Origin of the sequence: Streptomyces sp. NPDC087420 (assembly GCF_044744165.1) — a bacterium.
Lineage (GTDB): Bacteria > Actinomycetota > Actinomycetes > Streptomycetales > Streptomycetaceae > Streptomyces.
Map to the genome: position 1 here is coordinate 314,046 of NZ_JBIUXU010000009.1, position 17,091 is coordinate 331,136.

The window sequence follows — 17,091 nt, forward strand, 5'->3', positions numbered from 1 at the left end:
CCGGGTGCGACCGGCACAAAAGTGCATGGTGAATGCAGGTATTTTGCTTTCTCATTGCGTGCTGTCGGGACTGAAAGTGACCACCTCTGGTGTTTACGTGGTGTTGAGTATGTCCGGTATCCACCACCACGGAGGTGTACGCCATGGCCAACGCCGCGCCGCGGCTGACCACTCTTGCCGAAGAGTTGCTGGGGGCGCCGCTCCCGGTCCGTATCCGTGCCTGGGACGGCAGCGAGTCGGGTCCCCCGAACGCCCCCGTCCTCATCATCCGCAACCGCCGGGCCCTGCGCCGACTCCTGTGGAAGCCCGGCGAAATGGGCCTGGCCCGCGCCTGGGTGGCCGGTGAGATCGACGTCGACGGCGACCTGTACGCGCTGCTGGAGCAGCTCGCCGGGATCATCTGGGAGCGCGGCGCCGACGTGAAGGACGCGGTCCATCCCGTACTGGACCCCCGGATGCGGGCCGCGGCCCGCGGGCTGGTCGCGATCGCGGGGCCGTGGCCGCCGCCCGCCCCGCCCCCCGAGGAGATCAGGCGACGGCACGGCGCCATGCACACCAAGCGCCGTGACAAGGAGGCCATCAGCCACCACTACGACGTGGGCAACGACTTCTACGCGATGGTCCTCGGCCCGTCCATGGTCTACTCCTGCGCCTACTGGGACGCGGGCCCGGGCACCGGCGGCGCGCCCGACGCCGGGACCAGCCTGGAGGACGCACAGCGCGACAAGCTCGACCTCATCTGCCGCAAGCTCGCGCTCAAGAAGGGGGACCGGCTGCTCGACGTGGGGTGCGGGTGGGGCTCGATGGCCCTGCACGCGGCCCGGGAGTACGGCGTCCGGGTCACCGGCATCACGCTCTCCCGGGAGCAGGCGGCGTACGCGCGCGAGCGGGTCGCGGAGGAGGGTCTGGGGGACCTGGTCGAGATCCGCGTCCAGGACTACCGGGACGTCAAGGACGGTCCGTACGACGCCATTTCGTCCATCGGCATGGCCGAACACGTGGGTTCGGTCCAGTACCGGGAGTACGCGGATGATCTTTACGCCCTCCTCAGGCCCGGCGGCCGGCTGCTCAACCACCAGATCGCCCGCCGGCCCGAGAAGAACGAGGACGAGTACCGCATAGACGATTTCATCGACGCGTACGTCTTCCCCGACGGCGAACTGGCCCCGCTCGGCCGGACCGTCGCCACCCTGGAGGAGGCGGGCTTCGAGGCCCGTGACGTCGAGTCGATAAGAGAGCACTACGCGCTGACCCTGCGCCGCTGGGTGGCCAACCTGGAGAAGCACTGGGACCGCGCGGTCCGTGCCACCTCCCCGGGCCGCGCCCGCGTGTGGCGGCTCTACATGGCCGCGTCCGCCCTCTCCTTCGAGACCAACCGGATCGGGGTCAACCAGATCCTGGCCGTACGGCCTCCGGAGAACGGCGCGTCCGGGATGCCGTTGCGCGCCCGCGACTGGCGCTGACAGCGCTGAGACAGAGCGCCGGACGGGCTCCAGGCCCGTCCGGCGCTCGTCTCTCTTCAGGAGTCTCTCTTCGGGCGGTCCGCTATTCGGTCTTGATGGCCGTCAGCATGTTCAGCCGCGCGGCACTGCGCGCCGGCCACAGGGCGGCCAGTACGCCGACCACCCCGGCCAGCAGCAGGAAGATCCCGATCCGCTCCCACGGGACGACCAGCACGTACCCGGGGATCGAGCTCTTGATCGTCTGACCGATCGCCCAGGCCAGGAACCCGCCGAGCGCCACCCCGACCACCGCGCCGAAGAGCGAGATGACCACGGCCTCCAGCCGGATCATCCGCTTGACCTTCGACCGGTCGAGACCGATGGCCCGCAGCATGCCGATCTCCTGCTGCCGCTCGAAGACCGACATCGCCAGGGTGTTGATGACGCCGAGGACCGCGATGATCAGGGCCATCGCCAGCAGGCCGTACATGATGTTCAGCGCGGTGTTGATGAAGCCGCCGAAGGTGTTCCTGATGTCCTGCCGGTCCATGACGCTGATGCCGGGGTTGTCGCCCAGCGCGTCCACGAGCGCCTGTTCGTGAGCCGCGCTCGCGCCGCCGTCCGTCTTGACCCACACCTCGCCGATGAACGGCCGGGCCTCGTGCGCCTTGACGACGTCCGTGGAGACGAGCAGCGGGGAGAGGAGCTCGTTCGCCTTGTACGTGGCGCCGACCCGCAGGCTGCCCCGCTTCCCGTCGTCGTACGTCACCGACAGGGTGTCACCGGTCCGCCAGCCGTTGGACTTCGCCGTCTTGTCGGCGACCGCGATCTCGCCCCGGGTCAGGGAGTCCAGCGACCCCGAGACGGTGGGGACCGTGAAGAGCTTCTGGATGTCCCCGGGGGTGACGGCCGAGGCGGAGTGGAACTTCCCCTTCACCTGGAGGCCGGTGGACTGCTGCGGGGAGAGCGCATTCACGCCGGGCGCCTTCTCCAGCGCGGTGACCGCCGACGGGTCCAGGCCGCCGCCGTTCGCCATCTGCACCATGTAGTCGGCGCGGATGTTGTCCGTGGTCATCTTGTCCACGGCCTGGCCGACCGTGACACCGATGACCGTGAGCCCGGTGACCAGCGTGAGGCCGATGGCCAGCGCGGAGGCGGTGGCTCCGGTACGGCGCGGGTTGCGCACCGCGTTCTGCGCCGCCAGCTTGCCGGAGACCCCGAACACCCGCCGGAGCAGGGGCCGTACGAGGGCGATGACCGGGCGCGAGAGCAGCGGGATGAGCACGATGACACCGATCATCGTGAGGAACGCGCCGGCCCCGATGAGCGTCCGGCCGTTGGAGCCGGCGGCGGCGCCCCCGATGATCCCGGCGGATCCGATGAGGGCCAGGCCGGCGCCGATCGAGTTCCGTACCACCAGCGACTTGGTGGTGGACAGGCCGTGCACGCTGCTCATCGCGGCGACCGGCGGGATCTTCGCCGCGCGGCGGGCGGGCAGCCAGGCGGCGAGCAGGGTGATCAGGACACCGACACCGAAGGCGGCGGCGACCGCCGTCGGTGAGACGACGAGCGGTCCCGCGGGGAGCTGCGCGCCGAACGAGCCCATGGCGGACCGCAGTCCGGTCGCCAGCCCCAGTCCGAGGACAAAGCCGACCGCCGAGGCGATCAGGCCGACGACACCGGCCTCGGTCAGCACGGAGCGCTTGACCTGGCGGCGCGAGGCGCCGACGGCGCGCAGCAGGGCCAGCTCCCTGGTGCGCTGGGCGACGAGCATGGTGAAGGTGTTGGAGATGAGGAAGACGCCGACGAACAGCGCGATGGCGGCGAAGGCCAGCAGGATCTGGTTGAGGCCGGAGAGTCCGTTCTCGATGTCGGCAGCCTGGTCCTCGGCGAGCTGCTGGCCCGTCTGGGCCTCGGCGTTGTCCGGCAGGAGGCTCTTGACCCCGGCCAGCACGGCCGCGTCGGAGGCGCCCGGGTCGGCGCTGACGTTGACGTTCTGGAAGAAGCCGGGCTCCAGGAAGAGCTTCTGCGCCACGGCGGTGTCGAAGAGGACGAGGCTGCCGCCCGCGTTGACCGCGCCGTCCTCGGTGGTGAAGACGCCGCTGAGGGTGAATTCGCGCACCGGGCCGTTGGTGCCGACCCGCACCGTGTCACCGACCTGGTACCCGCCCTTGTCGGCGGTGGTGCGGTCGAGGGCGACCTGGTTGTCCTTCTCCGGTCCCGAGCCCTCGGTGAAGGTGTACGCGGGGTCCTTGCCGTCCTTGACGGGGACGAAGTTGGAGCCGCTGTTGGACCAGCCGTCGCCGATCAGCTTGCCGTCCTGGTCGGCGACCCCGGCGAAGCCGTCGACCCGGCCGACGACGGAGGAGACGCCGTCCAGCGCGCCGATCTTCTTGAGGGTCGCGGCGCTGATGCCGGGGTTCCGGCCGGAGGCTTCGCCGCCGCCCGGCCCGCCGTCGTCACGGCCGCCGTCGTCACGGCCGTCGTACGAACTGACGGCGACCGAGACGTCCTTGAAGCTCTTGGCCGACTGTTTCCTGAAGGCGTTGCCGAGGGTGTCGGTGAAGACCAGGGTGCCGGAGACGAAGGCAACGCCGAGCATCACGGCGAGCACGGTCATCAGCAGTCTGGCCTTGTGCGCGAGCACGCTGCGCAGGGCGGTACGGAACATGGTGGGAGTCCTGGTGGGATGGGCCGGGTGGGACGGGGCGGGCCGGGCGGGTGCGGCCGTACGGCCGTACGGCCGTGCTGTCGTGCGGTCGAGCGGTGGCAGTCGTGCTGTCGTGCGGGCGCCGGTGGTCGTACGACCCGTCAGCTCGTACGGCCCTTGGCGTCGAACGCCTTCATCCGGTCGAGCACGCCGTCGGCGGTGGGGTGGAGCATCTCGTCGACGATCCGGCCGTCGGCGAGGAAGATCACCCGGTCGGCGTAGGAGGCGGCCACCGGGTCGTGGGTCACCATGACCACCGTCTGGCCCAGCTCCCGCACGGAGTTGCGGAGGAAGCCCAGCACCTCGGCGCCCGCGCGCGAGTCCAGGTTCCCGGTCGGCTCGTCGCCGAAGATGATCTCCGGCTGCGAGGCCAGGGCGCGGGCGACGGCGACCCGCTGCTGCTGGCCGCCGGAGAGCTGGGTGGGCCGGTGGCCGAGGCGGTCGGCCAGGCCGATCATCGTGATGACCTGGTCGAGCCACGCCTGGTCGGGCTTGCGGCCCGCGATGTCCATGGGAAGCGTGATGTTCTCCAGGGCCGACAGGGTGGGCAGCAGGTTGAAGGCCTGGAAGATGAAGCCGATCTTGTCCCGGCGGAGCTGGGTGAGCTGCTTGTCCTTGAGCGAGCCCAGCTCGGTGTCCCCGATCCGTACGGACCCGGCGCTGAAGCTGTCGAGGCCGGCGACGCAGTGCATCAGCGTCGACTTGCCAGAACCGGACGGGCCCATGATGGCGGTGAACTCGCCCTGGCCGAAGTCCACGGTGACCTGGTCGAGGGCGACCACCTGGGTCTCGCCCTGTCCGTAGACCTTCGACAGTTCGGAGGCGCGGGCGGCCACGGCGGTGGCGCGGTGAGCGAGCGGGGTGGTGGTCACGGCGGGGGACTCCTGTCGACGCGCTGAGTGGACCCCTTCATCGTCTCGGCCGTCCGGCGGCGGGGCGTCAGCCCCGATGCCCGTTCCCGGGGCCCTCTTGGGACTGACCGGAGCCCGCCCGGCTCCTCCTCGGGGATGACACCACCCCTGAGAGAGGTACGACGTGCCCCGGACAGGTACGACTTGAGTGACCGGGCGGCGACTTTTCGTCATTTCCGTACGCCGCAGTAGGTAATGACCACCCGCGCCCACCATGTGTCGATGGCTCATTCCATGTGCTGACGCACCCTCAGGTGTCAGTAAAATAAGACAACATCGGGCCACGGGGCTGAATTTCGGGGCGCGCGCCCCGATATGCTCGTGTGCCAACGCGGAGCCGCGCCACGCCCGGGTGGTGGAATGCAGACACGGCGAGCTTAAACCTCGCTGCCCCTCTCGGGGCGTACCGGTTCAAGTCCGGTTCCGGGCACATATCCGACTTTTCATTCCCCACCGGAAGCCCTCATTCCGGTCAGGCGTCTCCTGCTCCCGGGCCGATCGGGTCGACCCGGCCGCCGCCCGCTCCACCGGTGTGATGGACGGCACCCGTTTTGGGTCACGATCCCGGAAAGATCCTCCCGGAGCAGTAGGGTGTTCCTTTTGCTCGCCCATTACTCTTGTGCCAAGGCCGCGCTGGGTGGCCATGGAGGAGTGAGATGAGGAGCAGCAACCCGGTCTTCTCGCGACGGGGCTTCAGCCGCGACAACGGCCAAGCGGGCTTCACCGCGGCACCGGCCGGGGGCCCCGCCGTAGGAACCAACCCCTACGCGACCAACCCTTACGCGCCTCAGCAGGGCACTCAGCTCGGTGGCCCGCAGGCGCCGGCCCGCTCCGACGTCATGACGATCGACGACGTCGTGACCCGTACGGCCATGACACTGGGCACGGTCGTGCTCACGGCGGTCCTGTCCTGGGTCCTGCTGCCGGTGGACGACGCGAACCTCGGCAAGTCGTACGGCATCGCCATCGGCGCCGCGCTCATCGCCTTCGTCTTCGCGATGATCCAGTCGTTCAAGCGCACGCCGGTCCCGGCGCTGATCTTCGCGTACGCCGCCTTCGAGGGTGTCTTCCTCGGGGTCATCAGCAACGCGGTGAGCACGTACATCTCGCCGGGTGTCGTGATCCAGGCCGTGCTCGGCACGATGGCGGTCTTCGCCGGGGTGCTGATCGCGTACAAGATGCGCTGGATCCGGGTCACCCGCCGCTTCTACGGCTTCGTGATGGCCGCGGCCATGGGCTTCCTGATCCTGATGGCGGTCAACGCGCTGTTCGCCCTGTTCGGCGGCGGTGACGGCCTCGGCTTCCGCAGCGGCGGCCTCGGCATTCTCTTCGGCGTGGTCGGCATCATCCTCGGCGCGTGCTTCCTGGCGCTGGACTTCAAGCAGGTCGAGGACGGCGTCGCGTACGGCGCTCCGCGCGAGGAGTCCTGGCTGGCGGCCTTCGGCCTCACCGTGACGCTCGTGTGGATCTACACGGAGATGCTGCGGGTCCTGTCGATCCTTCAGGGCAACGACTGACGCGGCGCCAGAACGACTGGCACAGAACAACAGACAGACGCGAAGGGGTCCGTGGCGGGTGCCACGGACCCCTTCGCGTGCCCGGGCGCGTAGGGTCGCGGCGTGCTCGATACAACGCCCCTGACGGCCGCCGTGGACCGATTCGCCGACCGCCTTCGTTCCGCCCCTCGCAGCAGGCTCCAGAGGGGCGCGGCGGCGGAGGCGCTGGCGCTGGCCAGGGAGCTGTCCGTACGGGCCCAGCGGCTCGAAGCGGCCGGCGACGGGAGGGGTGACGGGAGGGGCGGCGACGGGAGCGGCGCGGGCCCGGCGGCCGAGCCCCGGCTCATGCCGGACGCGGGGGTCTTCGTGGTCGCGGACCAGCTCACCGTCGCGGCAGCCGACCTGGCGGAGGCATTGCGAACGGCCCCGTCCTTGGTGGAGCTGGACGAGGCCGTGAGGTCGGTCGAGCGGGCCGTGACTAGAGCGAGGCTATGACGCGGTCCGCGAGGATGTAGATGTGCTCCCCGGCGTCCCTGCCGGTGTCCGCGGCGGGACCGTCGGTCGAGAAGGTCAGCGTGTACGCCCCGGAGACTCCCGAGCCGCCCAGCAGGAACGGCGCGCCGCCCTGCCGCAGGGACTCGGCCAGCCGCTCCGCCGTCTCGCGGTGGCCGGGCGTCATGCAGAGCGTGGTGCCGTCGGTGAAGACGTAGACGTCGAGCGTGCCCAGCGGTCCGGGCCGCACGTCCGCCAGTGCCGTACGGGTCTCGGCGAGCTCTTCGAGCCGGGCCACGGTCCGCTCGTGGTCGGTCACCACGGGTGTCTGCACCGGTACGAAGTCCGGGTGCGAGGGGTGCCGGCGACGGGCGGCGGCCAGCTCGGGGGAGTCCTCGGCGTACTCGCCGGCGAACTCGCTCACCTCACTGACCTCGCTCAGGTCGGGCAGGTCGGCGAAGGTGTCGTCCCCGTCGGTGAACCCGCCGCCGTCGAGGGCGTCGAGGTCCAGCGCCTCCAGGGAGTCCAGCGCGTCCAGGGACTCCAGTCCGGCGAAGTCGGCCTGGCGGGGCACGTAGAAGGGGCCGCCCTCCTCGGTGCCGAGCCCGGCGAGACCGCCCAGCAGGGACGGGGTGTCGGCCGCGTCGCGGGCCTCCTGCGCGGCCCAGAAGGCACGCGCCTCGGCCAGCTCGCGCTCGCGCTCCTCGGCCAGGGCCTCGGCGACGGCGGAACGTATCTCCTCGGTGGGTGTGGCGCTTCTGGCCTGCGGTACGGACACGGCGGGCCCGGCGGGGTTCGCGGCCAGCTCACCGCGCAGGGCGGCCACCTCGCGACGCAGCCCGTGGGCGGCGTGCAGTGCGGCGACTCCCACGGCCGTCGCGGCGGCCGTGGTCAGCAGCAGGGCAAGAGATGTGGCGCTCACTGACAACTCCCGGTCTCAATAGATACCCCCGACTTCCTACATCAGCTTGTCGTGGGTGCGGGGCCCGCCGTCAGTGCATTACGTCATGAATGGGACAGGTCTTTGGGCCTTAGGTTTAGTCTCCATCCGGACCTGACCAGCTCAAACGAATCTCCCCGTGGAAGAGGTCACATCCTGGGGGAGATTCAGTCACGACTGGGGATCGGCGAGGACCGGCGGGATGGGGACGGAGAGGCCGCGGGTGGCCCCCCGGGCCTCTCCGTGCCAGGTCAGCGGCCCGCCGCCGTACGGACCAGCGGCCCGGGGCGGTCCTGACCGGCCCGGACGGGCTCAGCTCAGCCGCTCGATCACCATGGCCATGCCCTGGCCGCCGCCCACGCACATCGTCTCCAGGCCGAACTGCTTGTCGTGGAACTGGAGGCTGTTGATCAGCGTGCCGGTGATGCGGGCGCCGGTCATGCCGAAGGGGTGTCCGACGGCGATCGCGCCCCCGTTGACGTTGAGCTTTTCCAGCGGAACGCCCAGGTCACGGTAGGACGGGATGACCTGCGCGGCGAACGCCTCGTTGATCTCGACCAGGTCGATGTCGCCGATGGCCAGCCCGGCGCGGGAGAGCGCCTGCCGGGACGCCTCGACCGGGCCGAGGCCCATGATCTCCGGCGACAGGCCGGTGACACCGGTGGAGACGATCCGGGCCAGCGGGGTCAGGCCCAGGTCACGGGCCTTGGTGTCGGACATGATCACCAGCGCGGCGGCGCCGTCGTTCAGCGGGCAGCAGTTGCCGGCCGTGACCAGGCCGTCGGGGCGGAAGACGGGCTTGAGGGACTGCGTGCCCTCCAGGGTGACCCCCGCGCGCGGGCCGTCGTCCTTGGTCACCACCGTGCCGTCGGGGGTGGTGACGGGGGTGATCTCCCGCTCCCAGAAGCCGTTCTTGAGGGCTTCCTCGGCGAGGTTCTGGGACCGTACGCCGAACTCGTCCATGTCCCGGCGGGTGACGCCCTTGAGGCGGGCCAGGTTCTCCGCGGTCTGCCCCATCGCGATGTACGCGTCCGGGACCAGGCCGTCCTCGCGCGGGTCGTGCCAGTCCGCGCCCTCGCTCTGCGCGACCTCCGCCGTACGCGCCTCGGCGTCCGCGAAGAGCGGGTTGTGCGTGCCGGGCATGCCGTCCGAGGAGCCGTTGACCTGGCGCGACACCATCTCGACACCCGCGGAGATGAAGACGTCGCCCTCGCCCGCCCGGATGGCGTGCATCGCCATGCGGGAGGTCTGGAGCGACGAGGAACAGTAGCGGGTGACCGTGCAGCCGGGGAGGTGGTCCATCCCCATCTGCACGGCGACGATGCGCCCGAGGTTGTGCCCCTGCTCGCCGCCGGGCAGCCCGCAGCCGAGCATCAGGTCGTCGATGTCGCGGGGGTCGAGCTCCGGGATCCTGTCGAGCGCGGTCCGGATGATCGTGGCGGTCAGGTCGTCGGGGCGCAGCTCCTTGAGCGAGCCCTTGAAGGCCCGGCCGATGGGGGAACGGGCGGCAGAGACGATCACGGCTTCGGGCATCGGACGGCTCCCAGGGTGCTGGACGGCGGAAAGCGGGACTGTCTGGGAAGTTACCCGTACGTAGCGCTCGGGTCACCGAACCCGTCGTGTGATGCGGACCTCTTTTCTAAGCGCTTGCTCAGCGGGGTGGTGCGGGCGCAGGGTGCGGAGGCGTACACGTAGCGCACGCGTACGCCCGGCGTACCAGGGCGCGCGGTCGGTTTCTTTTGCGCACCGGATCGCGGCCCGACTCTGGCGCGAATCGCGCGCCGCCGCCCCGGAGCGGTGACCGCCCATGATCGGTATGCGCCACTCCCTCCATACCGGTGGCGCGCGGCCGTCAGGTCTGCTGGGGGGTCGTCCCCTGGCGCGCCCTGCGGGCCCGGCGCGCCTCGGCGGGCGTCCCGGCGTCCGGGTCCGCGACGCTCGCGCCGCGCGGGGTGGTGTTGTGCGGGGCGGTCTCCTGGGAAGCCGGGTCCTGAGGGCCCGCCTCCTGGGATGCCGCGTCCAGGGAGCCCTCCTCCTGGGGCGCCACGTCGACCGGCGTGACCGGGTGCCTGCGCCGCCGGTGTTTCAGGAGGGCCCACGGCCCGCGGGCGCCGGTGACCTCCGTGCCCGCCCGGGACGCGGCGGCCGAGGCGGCCTTGGCCACCGGGAGCATGTCCTCGTCGCGCGACACGTCGAGGTGATCGGTCTCCGGCCACAGGCCCAGCACCGCGCACAGTGTGGGCAGGACGGCCATCGACGCGGTCGCGTACCCCTCGGCCGACGGGTGGTAGTTGTCAGGCCCGAACAGCTCCCGCGGATTCTCCGCGAACTCAGGACCCAGCAGGTCGCCCAGCGAGACCGTACGGGCCCCCTGCTGGACCGCCACGATCGTCTGCGCCGCCGCCAGTTGCCGGCTCACCCGGCGCGCCAGATAGCGCAGCGGCTGGTACACCGGCTCGATCGTGCCGAGGTCGGGACAGGTTCCGACCACCACTTCGGCGCCCGCAGTCCGCAGCCGCCGTACCGCCGCCGACAGGTACCGCACCGAGCGGGTCGCCGACATCCGGTGCGTGACGTCGTTGGCGCCGATCATGATCACGCAGACCTCCGGCGGCTCGGCGCCGGACAGCAGCAGCGTCACCTGCCGGTCCAGGTCGTCGGACCGCGCCCCCGGCAGCGCCACGTTCCGCAGGTCCACCGGCCGCTCCGCGACGGCCGCCAGCCCCGAGGCCAGCAGCGCCCCCGGCGTCTGCCCCGCCCGGCGCACGCCCTGCCCCGCCGCCGTCGAATCGCCCAGCATGCCCATCCGCAGCGGATCGGTGTGCCCGAAGGCCAGTCCGTACCACCCGTTGCCACTGGGCGGTACGGGTGCGATCCCGCCGCCCACCGACCGCTTCGCCAGCTGCGCCTCCGCCAGCAGGATCCCCACGCCGGCCGCGCCGATCAGGCCGATGCTCCCGCCCCCGTAGGCCGCGCCCGCCGCGATCCGCCGTGCCACCCTCGCCCTCGACACAGTCCGAGCCACCTCCTCCTAGCCGCACGCCGTACGCCGCGCGCCCTACGCGTGAGTACGTACACCAGCTAACTGCCCCGTAAGGCCCGTCGCCCAATCTCGCGCGTCTGCGCATACGCTGGCCGGACCATCACGGAGACCCCGGAGACATACGGTGCAATTCCACGACTCGATGATCAGCCTCGTCGGCAATACCCCGCTGTTGAAGCTGAACAGTGTGACCACGGGCATTCGGGCGACAGTCCTTGCCAAGGTCGAATACTTCAACCCGGGCGGTTCGGTGAAGGACCGGATCGCCCTGCGCATGATCGAGGCGGCGGAGCAGAGCGGAGAGCTCCAGCCGGGCGGCACGATCGTCGAACCGACCAGTGGCAACACCGGCGTCGGCCTCGCGATCGTGGCCCAGCAGAAGGGCTACAAGTGCATTTTTGTGTGCCCTGACAAGGTCTCCATGGACAAGATCAACGTCATGCGCGCGTACGGCGCCGAGGTCGTCGTCTGCCCGACGGCGGTCGACCCCAGCCACCCGGAGTCGTACTACAACGTCTCCGACCGGCTGGTCACGGAGACGCCGGGCGCCTGGAAGCCGGACCAGTACAGCAACCCGAACAACCCCCGCTCGCACTACGAGACCACCGGTCCGGAGCTGTGGGAGCAGACAGAGGGGAAAATCACCCATTTTGTCGCGGGTGTGGGCACCGGCGGCACCATCTCGGGCACCGGCCGCTACCTCAAGGAGGTCAGCGGCGGAAGCGTGCGCGTCGTGGGCGCCGACCCCGAGGGGTCCGTCTACTCGGGCGGCTCGGGGCGGCCCTACCTGGTCGAGGGGGTCGGTGAGGACTTCTGGCCGACGGCGTACGACCGCACGGTGACGGACGAGATCATCGCCGTCTCCGACAAGGACTCGTTCCGGATGACCCGCCGGCTGGCCAAGGAGGAGGGGCTGCTCGTCGGCGGCTCCTGCGGGATGGCGGTCGTGGCGGCGCTGAAGGTCGCCGAGGGGCTCGGCCCCGACGACGTCGTGGTCGTCCTGCTGCCGGACAGCGGGCGCGGCTACCTCAGCAAGATCTTCAATGACGAGTGGATGAACGACTACGGGTTCCTGGAGCAGACCGGGGGCGCGGCGGCCGTCGGCGACGTCCTGCGGCACAAGGAGGGCCCCATCCCGACGCTCCTCCACATGCACCCGGAGGAAACGGTCGGCCAGGCCATCGAGGTCCTGCGGGAGTACGGCGTCTCCCAGATGCCCATCGTGAAGCGCGGCGCGGGACACCCGGACGTGATGGCCGCCGAGATCATCGGCTCGGTCGTCGAACGGGACCTGCTGGACGCGCTGTTCACCCAGCGGGCCGCGCTCGGTGACGCGCTGGAGAAGCACATGTCGGGGCCGCTGCCGCAGGTCGGTTCCGGTGAGGCCGTCGCCGACCTGATGGCCGCGCTGAGCGGTTCGGACGGCGCCGACGCGGCGATCGTGCTGGTGGAGGGGAAGCCGACCGGGGTCGTGAGCAGGCAGGATCTGCTGGCGTTCCTCTCCAAGGACGTGCCCCACCCCGCACATTGACCCGGGGTTTCACACATTCGCGAAAGTGGTACGAGGGCGACACGTCCACGCAGCACCCGCTTAACACGCGTCCGGCACATTGGTTGTTGTCGGCGTCACGGACTACGGAGCGGCTCCCGGACCTCCATGGACGCCCAGGACACGAGACCCGGCCCTGACCCGGATCGTGTCCCTCGCGGGGACCGTCGTCGTCCCGCCCCCCAGCAATGGGGGTGCGGCGGTCCCCGCGCTTACTTTTTCCCGGACGCGCTCACGTTTCCCAGGTTTTCCGGGTTTCCCAGGTTTCCCGGGCGCGGGACCGCGCCCGTCAGTCCTCCCAGTCGGAATCGCGGCGCCGCCGCCGTGAGGACCACGGCCAGCCGTGCGACGAATGCACCGTGTTGACCGCGACGATGCCCAGCCAGCAGACGATCAGGCCCTTGTTGCCGGCCTGGACGGCGGCGATCGCGGACAGCGGGATGGCCAGGATCAGCGAGATGATCCCGAAGCCGAACCGCTCACCGAACCCCTCGGGACCGGCCGGCGAGCGGCTGCTGCGCGCCGCCGACATCTGCTGTTCGGCGAGCTGGCGCCGGACCCGGCGGTCGACCGTCCCGTCGAGGCGCTGCTCGACCTTCTCCAGGAACGACTCGACGAGCGCGGGCTCGTACTCCGTCCCCAGCTCCCGGCGGGCCTGAAGGGTCGCGTCGAGCTCCTTCTTGAGCTCAGCATCGAAGGCTTCCATGCCGACCACCGTACGAAGCGGGAGTGCTTCCGGTCCCTGGGGGTAACCCCCCATTTTCCGGTCCCCGGGACGGTCCGGTTCCGACGGCCAGGCATTCGCCTCACGTTCACCCGGTGAACATCCTGCGCTCAGCGGGCGGCGACAACATCGGCAGACTCGAACGGCCCTTCCGTCGGAAGACATCCAAGGAGACCCGTGAAGATCCTCCGTAAGATCTCATCAGCCGCACGCCGGGCGCAGCCGGGCTCGGGCCGGCCGGCCGCCGCCCCGCCCGGGACCCGGATCCGCGACCTCGACGCGGCGAACCGGGTGACCGCGACGGAGGCCGCGCGCGTCCGGCCGGTCACGACCACCGAGATCCTCAACACCCACCGCAAGGCCTTCCCCCACCACGGGTGGGTGGAGATCGAGTCGGGCCTCTGTCCGCCGTTCGTCATGTTCTGCGCGAACGACGAGGCCGTCGCCCTCGACACCGTGTGGAACGGGCGCTTCGGCTACGAGTCGGCGAGCCTCTACCACTGGAGCCGCCTCGCCGCCGGCAGCCGTACGGTCCTCGATGTCGGCGCGCACGTCGGCTACTACGCGATGATCGCGGCCCTCTCCGCCCCCAAGGCCAAGGTGCACGCGTTTGAACCGGTCCCGCCCATCCACGCCAGGCTGGCCGTCAACCACCGGGTGAACGGCCTCAAGAACCTGGTGCTGCACCAGCAGGGCGTCTCCGACCACGTGGGGTTCGCGGACATCAACATCCGCTTCCCGCTGGTCAACCTGCTCTCCACCGGCTCCTCCCTGGAGGACTTCACCAAGCCCGTGGCCAGCGCGATCACCAGCCGGGTGCAGCTGGTCTCCCTGGACGACGCGCTGGGGGACACCCCGGTCGACCTGATCAAGATCGACGTCGAGGGCCACGAGCCGAGTGTCCTCGCCGGGGCCCGGCACCTGCTCAAGCGCGACCGGCCCGTCGTCATCCTCGAAGCGCTCCAGTCGACGCTGCTCGACCAGCTCACCGAGCCGTTCCGGGACCTCGACTACACCTTCCGCTGGATCTCGGAGTCCGACCGCCGGCTCGTGCCGATCGCCGAGGGGCGCCCGGGCAAGAGCCGCAACCTGATCTTCGCGCCCCGGGAGAAGGAGTACGCCTGACCCCGGGGAAGGGCTGCGCCTGACGGCTGCCGCGGCTTGCCCGGCTTGCATATAGTCATGCAGAGTTGTGTGTGGCTGAATGGATGCCAAAAGGGGGCATGCGCGCATGATGTCGTCCCACCCGCCCTACCCGGTGGCCGCCGCCGTGGTTGTCCTGGACGGACAGAGCCTCCCGGTGGCCGACGTCGTACGGCTGGCCGACGGCGCCGCCCGCCCCGTCCCCGGCACCGACGCGATGAAGCGCGTCGAGCGGACCTGGGACGCGGCGCGGGAGCTGGCCGCGTCGGGCCGGGTGTACGGGCGGTCCACCGGCGTCGGCGCCAACCGCACCGAGGCCGTGCCGACCGAGGCGGCCGCCGACCACGGGCTGCGGCTGCTGCGCAGCCACGCCGGGGCCATCGGCGGCACGCTGCCCGCCCGCGAGGTCCGCGCGATGCTGGCCGTACGGGCCAACCAGCTCCTCGCCGGCGGCGCCGGGCTGCGCCCGACCGTCGTCACCGCGCTCTGCGAGGCGCTGGAGACCGGCGCGTACCCCGTGGTGAACGAATTCGGGTCCGTCGGTACGGGCGACATCGCGGCCCTCGCCCAACTGGGCCTCGCCCTCGCCGGTGAACACCCCTGGCGGGGCGGGCTGCCCCCCGGGGCACAGGCCCTCGACAACAACGACGCGCTGGCGCTCATCAGCAGCAACGCGCTGACACTCGGTCAGGCGGCCCTGGCGCTCGACGAGTTGCGGCGCCTGGTGACCGCCACCGAATTGGTCGCCGCGCTCTCGCTGGTGGCCGTCGACGGCTCGTACGAGACGTTCGCGGAACCGGTCCACGCGGCCCGCCCGCACGCCGGTTCGTACGCCGTCGCCGCCGACATGCGCCGGATCCTCGGCGCCCCCGACCGCCCCGCGCCGCCGCTCGGCCGGATCCAGGACCCGTACGGCTTCCGCTGCGTCCCGCAGATACACGGCCCGGCCAGGGACGCCGCCGACGCCCTGGAGAGCGCGCTGGCGGTCGAGATCAACGCCGCCGCCGAGAACCCGCTGATCGTCCCCGGCACGGAGAGCGACCCCGCGCCCGCCGCGTACCACCACGGCGGCTTCTACCTCGCCCAACTGGCCCTTGCCCTGGACCACTTCCGGCTCTCGCTCGTCCAGACCGCCCGGCTGTCCACCTCCCGCCTCGCCGCCCTGAACGAGCCCGCCTTCACCCGGCTGCGGCCCTTCCTCGCCGACGCCGAGCCCGCCAGCTCCGGCGTGATGATCCTGGAGTACGCGGCGGGCGCGGCGCTGGGCGATCTGCGGGCCTACTCCGCGCCGGCCTCGCTCGGCCACACCGTGCTGTCCCGGGGCGTCGAGGAACAGGCCAGTTTCGCCTCGCTCGCCGCCCGCCAGACCCTCCGCGCGGCCGGCGCGTACCGGCTGGTCGTCGGCTGCGAACTGGTCGCCGCCGTAAGGGCGTTGAGGCAGCGCGGACTGCGGCCCGAGCCCGGACTGCCGGTGGGACGGGCCTTCGAGCTGGCGGAGTCCGTACTCCAGGAGTCGTTCGCCGACCGGCCCTTGACCGATGATGTGACGGGCGCCGCCGCGCTGCTCGACCGGTTCACCGACCTGGCGACGGACACGGGGGGCCGTACGGCACGGGCGACGCCCCGTACCACCATCGTTCCCACCACCGCCGTTCCGGCGTCCGTTCCGCCGCCCTTCGAGCCGCCCGCCCAGCCGCCCGCCCAGCCGCCCGACCCGGACCTGAGAAGGGGGATCGCGTGAGCGACAGCCCTGCCGCCCGACTCCAGCAGCTCTTCGAGGGCCACCGCCTCACCCCCACCCAGCGGCGCATCGCGCACAGCATGGTGCGCCGGGCCGGGGACGTGCCCTTCCTGTCGAGCGTCGAACTCGCCGAACTGGCCGGGGTCAGCCAGCCGTCCGTCACCCGCTTCGCCGTCGCGCTCGGCTTCGACGGCTACCCGGCGCTGCGCAAGCACCTGCGCGAGGTGGCGCCCACCGGGCAGGACGCGGACGCGGCCCCGTACAACGAGTACCAGCAGGCCGTGCTGGGCGAGATCGAGAACCTCCGGCACCTGGCCGAACTCCTCGCGGACCCGGCGCCGGTCGAGCGCGCCGGCCGGCTCCTCGCCGCGTCCCGCCCGCTGCCGGTGCTCGGTCTGCGGGCCGCCTCCTCGCAGGCGCGCGGCTTCTCCTACTTCGCGGCCAAGGTCCATCCGGACGTACGGCTGCTGGACGAGGGCGGCACGATGCTCGCCGACCGGATCGACACGGCCAGGAGCGCGGGCGCGAGCGCCCTCCTCTGCTTCGCCCTGCCGCGCCACCCCAAGGAGGTCGTCGAGGCGCTCAGGTACGCGCGCGCGGCGGGGCTGACGGTGGTGACCGTCGCCGACTCCGCGTTCGCGCCGGTCGCCAAGTACAGCGACCTGCTGATCCCGGCGGCCGTCGGCACGGGCCTCGCCTTCGACACGGCCTGCGCGCCGATGCTGTTGGGGCGGGTCCTGCTGGAGGCGATGTGCGACCACCTGCCGGAGGCGCAGACGCGGCTGGAGGAGTTCGACGCGGGGGCGGCGGCCCGGGGGCTGTTCGTGGAGTAGTGCCCGGCGTCCTTGCGCGTCCCGCCCCCCCGGAATCTTCTTTCCCGTTCTCAGAAAATGTTCAGGA

The 17,091-nt window shown here is 71.2% G+C and carries 12 protein-coding genes, 1 tRNA gene and 1 pseudogene; 8 read left to right on the forward strand and 6 right to left on the reverse strand.

Annotated features, from left to right (window positions below; translation table 11 throughout):
* Positions 1–143: 143 nt before the first annotated feature.
* Positions 144–1,463 (forward strand): class I SAM-dependent methyltransferase, encoded by a 1,320-nt coding sequence (locus ACIO1C_RS20930; protein WP_401865660.1) that lies wholly within the window; start codon positions 144–146, stop codon positions 1,461–1,463.
* An 82-nt stretch (positions 1,464–1,545) separates the two neighbouring features.
* Here the strand turns inward: ACIO1C_RS20930 and ACIO1C_RS20935 are convergent, their stop codons facing one another.
* Both ACIO1C_RS20935 and ACIO1C_RS20940 read right to left on the reverse strand, forming a co-directional pair.
* Entirely contained in the window at positions 1,546–4,113 is a 2,568-nt protein-coding gene (locus ACIO1C_RS20935) for an ABC transporter permease (RefSeq protein ID WP_401865662.1), read from the reverse strand.
* Between the two features lie 140 nt (positions 4,114–4,253).
* Complete coding sequence (locus ACIO1C_RS20940; protein ID WP_401865664.1) at positions 4,254–5,024, reverse strand: ABC transporter ATP-binding protein; 771 nt, start codon at positions 5,022–5,024, stop codon at positions 4,254–4,256.
* Positions 5,025–5,409: 385 nt separating this feature from the next.
* On the opposite strand from ACIO1C_RS20940, the gene ACIO1C_RS20945 reads away from it, so the two are divergent.
* From ACIO1C_RS20945 to ACIO1C_RS20955, 3 genes are all read left to right on the forward strand, one after another.
* A tRNA-Leu gene (locus ACIO1C_RS20945) sits at positions 5,410–5,493 on the forward strand.
* 226 nt (positions 5,494–5,719) lie between these two features.
* The gene (locus tag ACIO1C_RS20950) at positions 5,720–6,580 is read left to right on the forward strand and encodes a Bax inhibitor-1/YccA family protein (RefSeq protein WP_401865666.1); all 861 of its coding nucleotides are present in this window, start codon (positions 5,720–5,722) and stop codon (positions 6,578–6,580) included.
* 102 nt (positions 6,581–6,682) lie between these two features.
* On the forward strand, positions 6,683–7,054 hold the full coding sequence (locus ACIO1C_RS20955; RefSeq protein ID WP_401865668.1) for a hypothetical protein: 372 nt from the start codon (positions 6,683–6,685) through the stop codon (positions 7,052–7,054).
* Here ACIO1C_RS20955 and ACIO1C_RS20960 read toward each other — a convergent pair.
* From ACIO1C_RS20960 to ACIO1C_RS20970, 3 genes and pseudogenes are all read right to left on the reverse strand, one after another.
* Positions 7,038–7,973, reverse strand: a complete 936-nt coding sequence (locus ACIO1C_RS20960) for a hypothetical protein (protein ID WP_401865670.1) — start codon at positions 7,971–7,973, stop codon at positions 7,038–7,040. The genes ACIO1C_RS20955 and ACIO1C_RS20960 overlap by 17 nt on opposite strands.
* A gap of 330 nt (positions 7,974–8,303) precedes the next feature.
* On the reverse strand, positions 8,304–9,524 hold the full coding sequence (locus ACIO1C_RS20965) for an acetyl-CoA C-acetyltransferase (RefSeq protein ID WP_401865672.1): 1,221 nt from the start codon (positions 9,522–9,524) through the stop codon (positions 8,304–8,306).
* A gap of 478 nt (positions 9,525–10,002) precedes the next feature.
* Positions 10,003–10,989: pseudogene (locus tag ACIO1C_RS20970) on the reverse strand (SGNH/GDSL hydrolase family protein); the annotation flags it as partial.
* Between the two features lie 169 nt (positions 10,990–11,158).
* On the opposite strand from ACIO1C_RS20970, the gene ACIO1C_RS20975 reads away from it, so the two are divergent.
* The gene (locus ACIO1C_RS20975) at positions 11,159–12,565 is read left to right on the forward strand and encodes a cystathionine beta-synthase (protein ID WP_401865674.1); all 1,407 of its coding nucleotides are present in this window, start codon (positions 11,159–11,161) and stop codon (positions 12,563–12,565) included.
* Between the two features lie 307 nt (positions 12,566–12,872).
* Here ACIO1C_RS20975 and ACIO1C_RS20980 read toward each other — a convergent pair whose 3' ends face one another.
* Positions 12,873–13,289, reverse strand: coding sequence for a hypothetical protein (locus tag ACIO1C_RS20980; RefSeq protein WP_401865676.1), 417 nt, complete (start codon positions 13,287–13,289; stop codon positions 12,873–12,875).
* Between the two features lie 195 nt (positions 13,290–13,484).
* Here ACIO1C_RS20980 and ACIO1C_RS20985 point away from each other — a divergent pair, with 195 nt between their 5' ends.
* From ACIO1C_RS20985 to ACIO1C_RS20995, 3 genes are all read left to right on the forward strand, one after another.
* Complete coding sequence (locus ACIO1C_RS20985; RefSeq protein WP_401865678.1) at positions 13,485–14,432, forward strand: FkbM family methyltransferase; 948 nt, start codon at positions 13,485–13,487, stop codon at positions 14,430–14,432.
* A gap of 109 nt (positions 14,433–14,541) precedes the next feature.
* Positions 14,542–16,191 carry an aromatic amino acid ammonia-lyase gene (locus ACIO1C_RS20990; RefSeq protein ID WP_401865830.1) on the forward strand — a complete coding sequence of 550 codons (1,650 nt, stop codon included), beginning with the start codon at positions 14,542–14,544 and terminating at the stop codon, positions 16,189–16,191.
* Entirely contained in the window at positions 16,188–17,024 is an 837-nt protein-coding gene (locus ACIO1C_RS20995) for a MurR/RpiR family transcriptional regulator (protein WP_401865680.1), read from the forward strand. The genes ACIO1C_RS20990 and ACIO1C_RS20995 overlap by 4 nt, the downstream gene beginning before the upstream one ends.
* Positions 17,025–17,091: the final 67 nt, after the last annotated feature.

Bases quoted from the DNA above. Each gene is read 5' to 3' on its own strand.
- ACIO1C_RS20990 (WP_401865830.1), top strand. From the start codon at position 14,542: ATGTCGTCCCACCCGCCCTACCCGGTGGCCGCCGCCGTGGTTGTCCTG.
- ACIO1C_RS20935 (WP_401865662.1), bottom strand. From the start codon at position 4,113: ATGTTCCGTACCGCCCTGCGCAGCGTGCTCGCGCACAAGGCCAGACTG.
- ACIO1C_RS20930 (WP_401865660.1), top strand. From the start codon at position 144: ATGGCCAACGCCGCGCCGCGGCTGACCACTCTTGCCGAAGAGTTGCTG.
- ACIO1C_RS20950 (WP_401865666.1), top strand. From the start codon at position 5,720: ATGAGGAGCAGCAACCCGGTCTTCTCGCGACGGGGCTTCAGCCGCGAC.
- ACIO1C_RS20965 (WP_401865672.1), bottom strand. From the start codon at position 9,524: ATGCCCGAAGCCGTGATCGTCTCTGCCGCCCGTTCCCCCATCGGCCGG.
- ACIO1C_RS20980 (WP_401865676.1), bottom strand. From the start codon at position 13,289: ATGGAAGCCTTCGATGCTGAGCTCAAGAAGGAGCTCGACGCGACCCTT.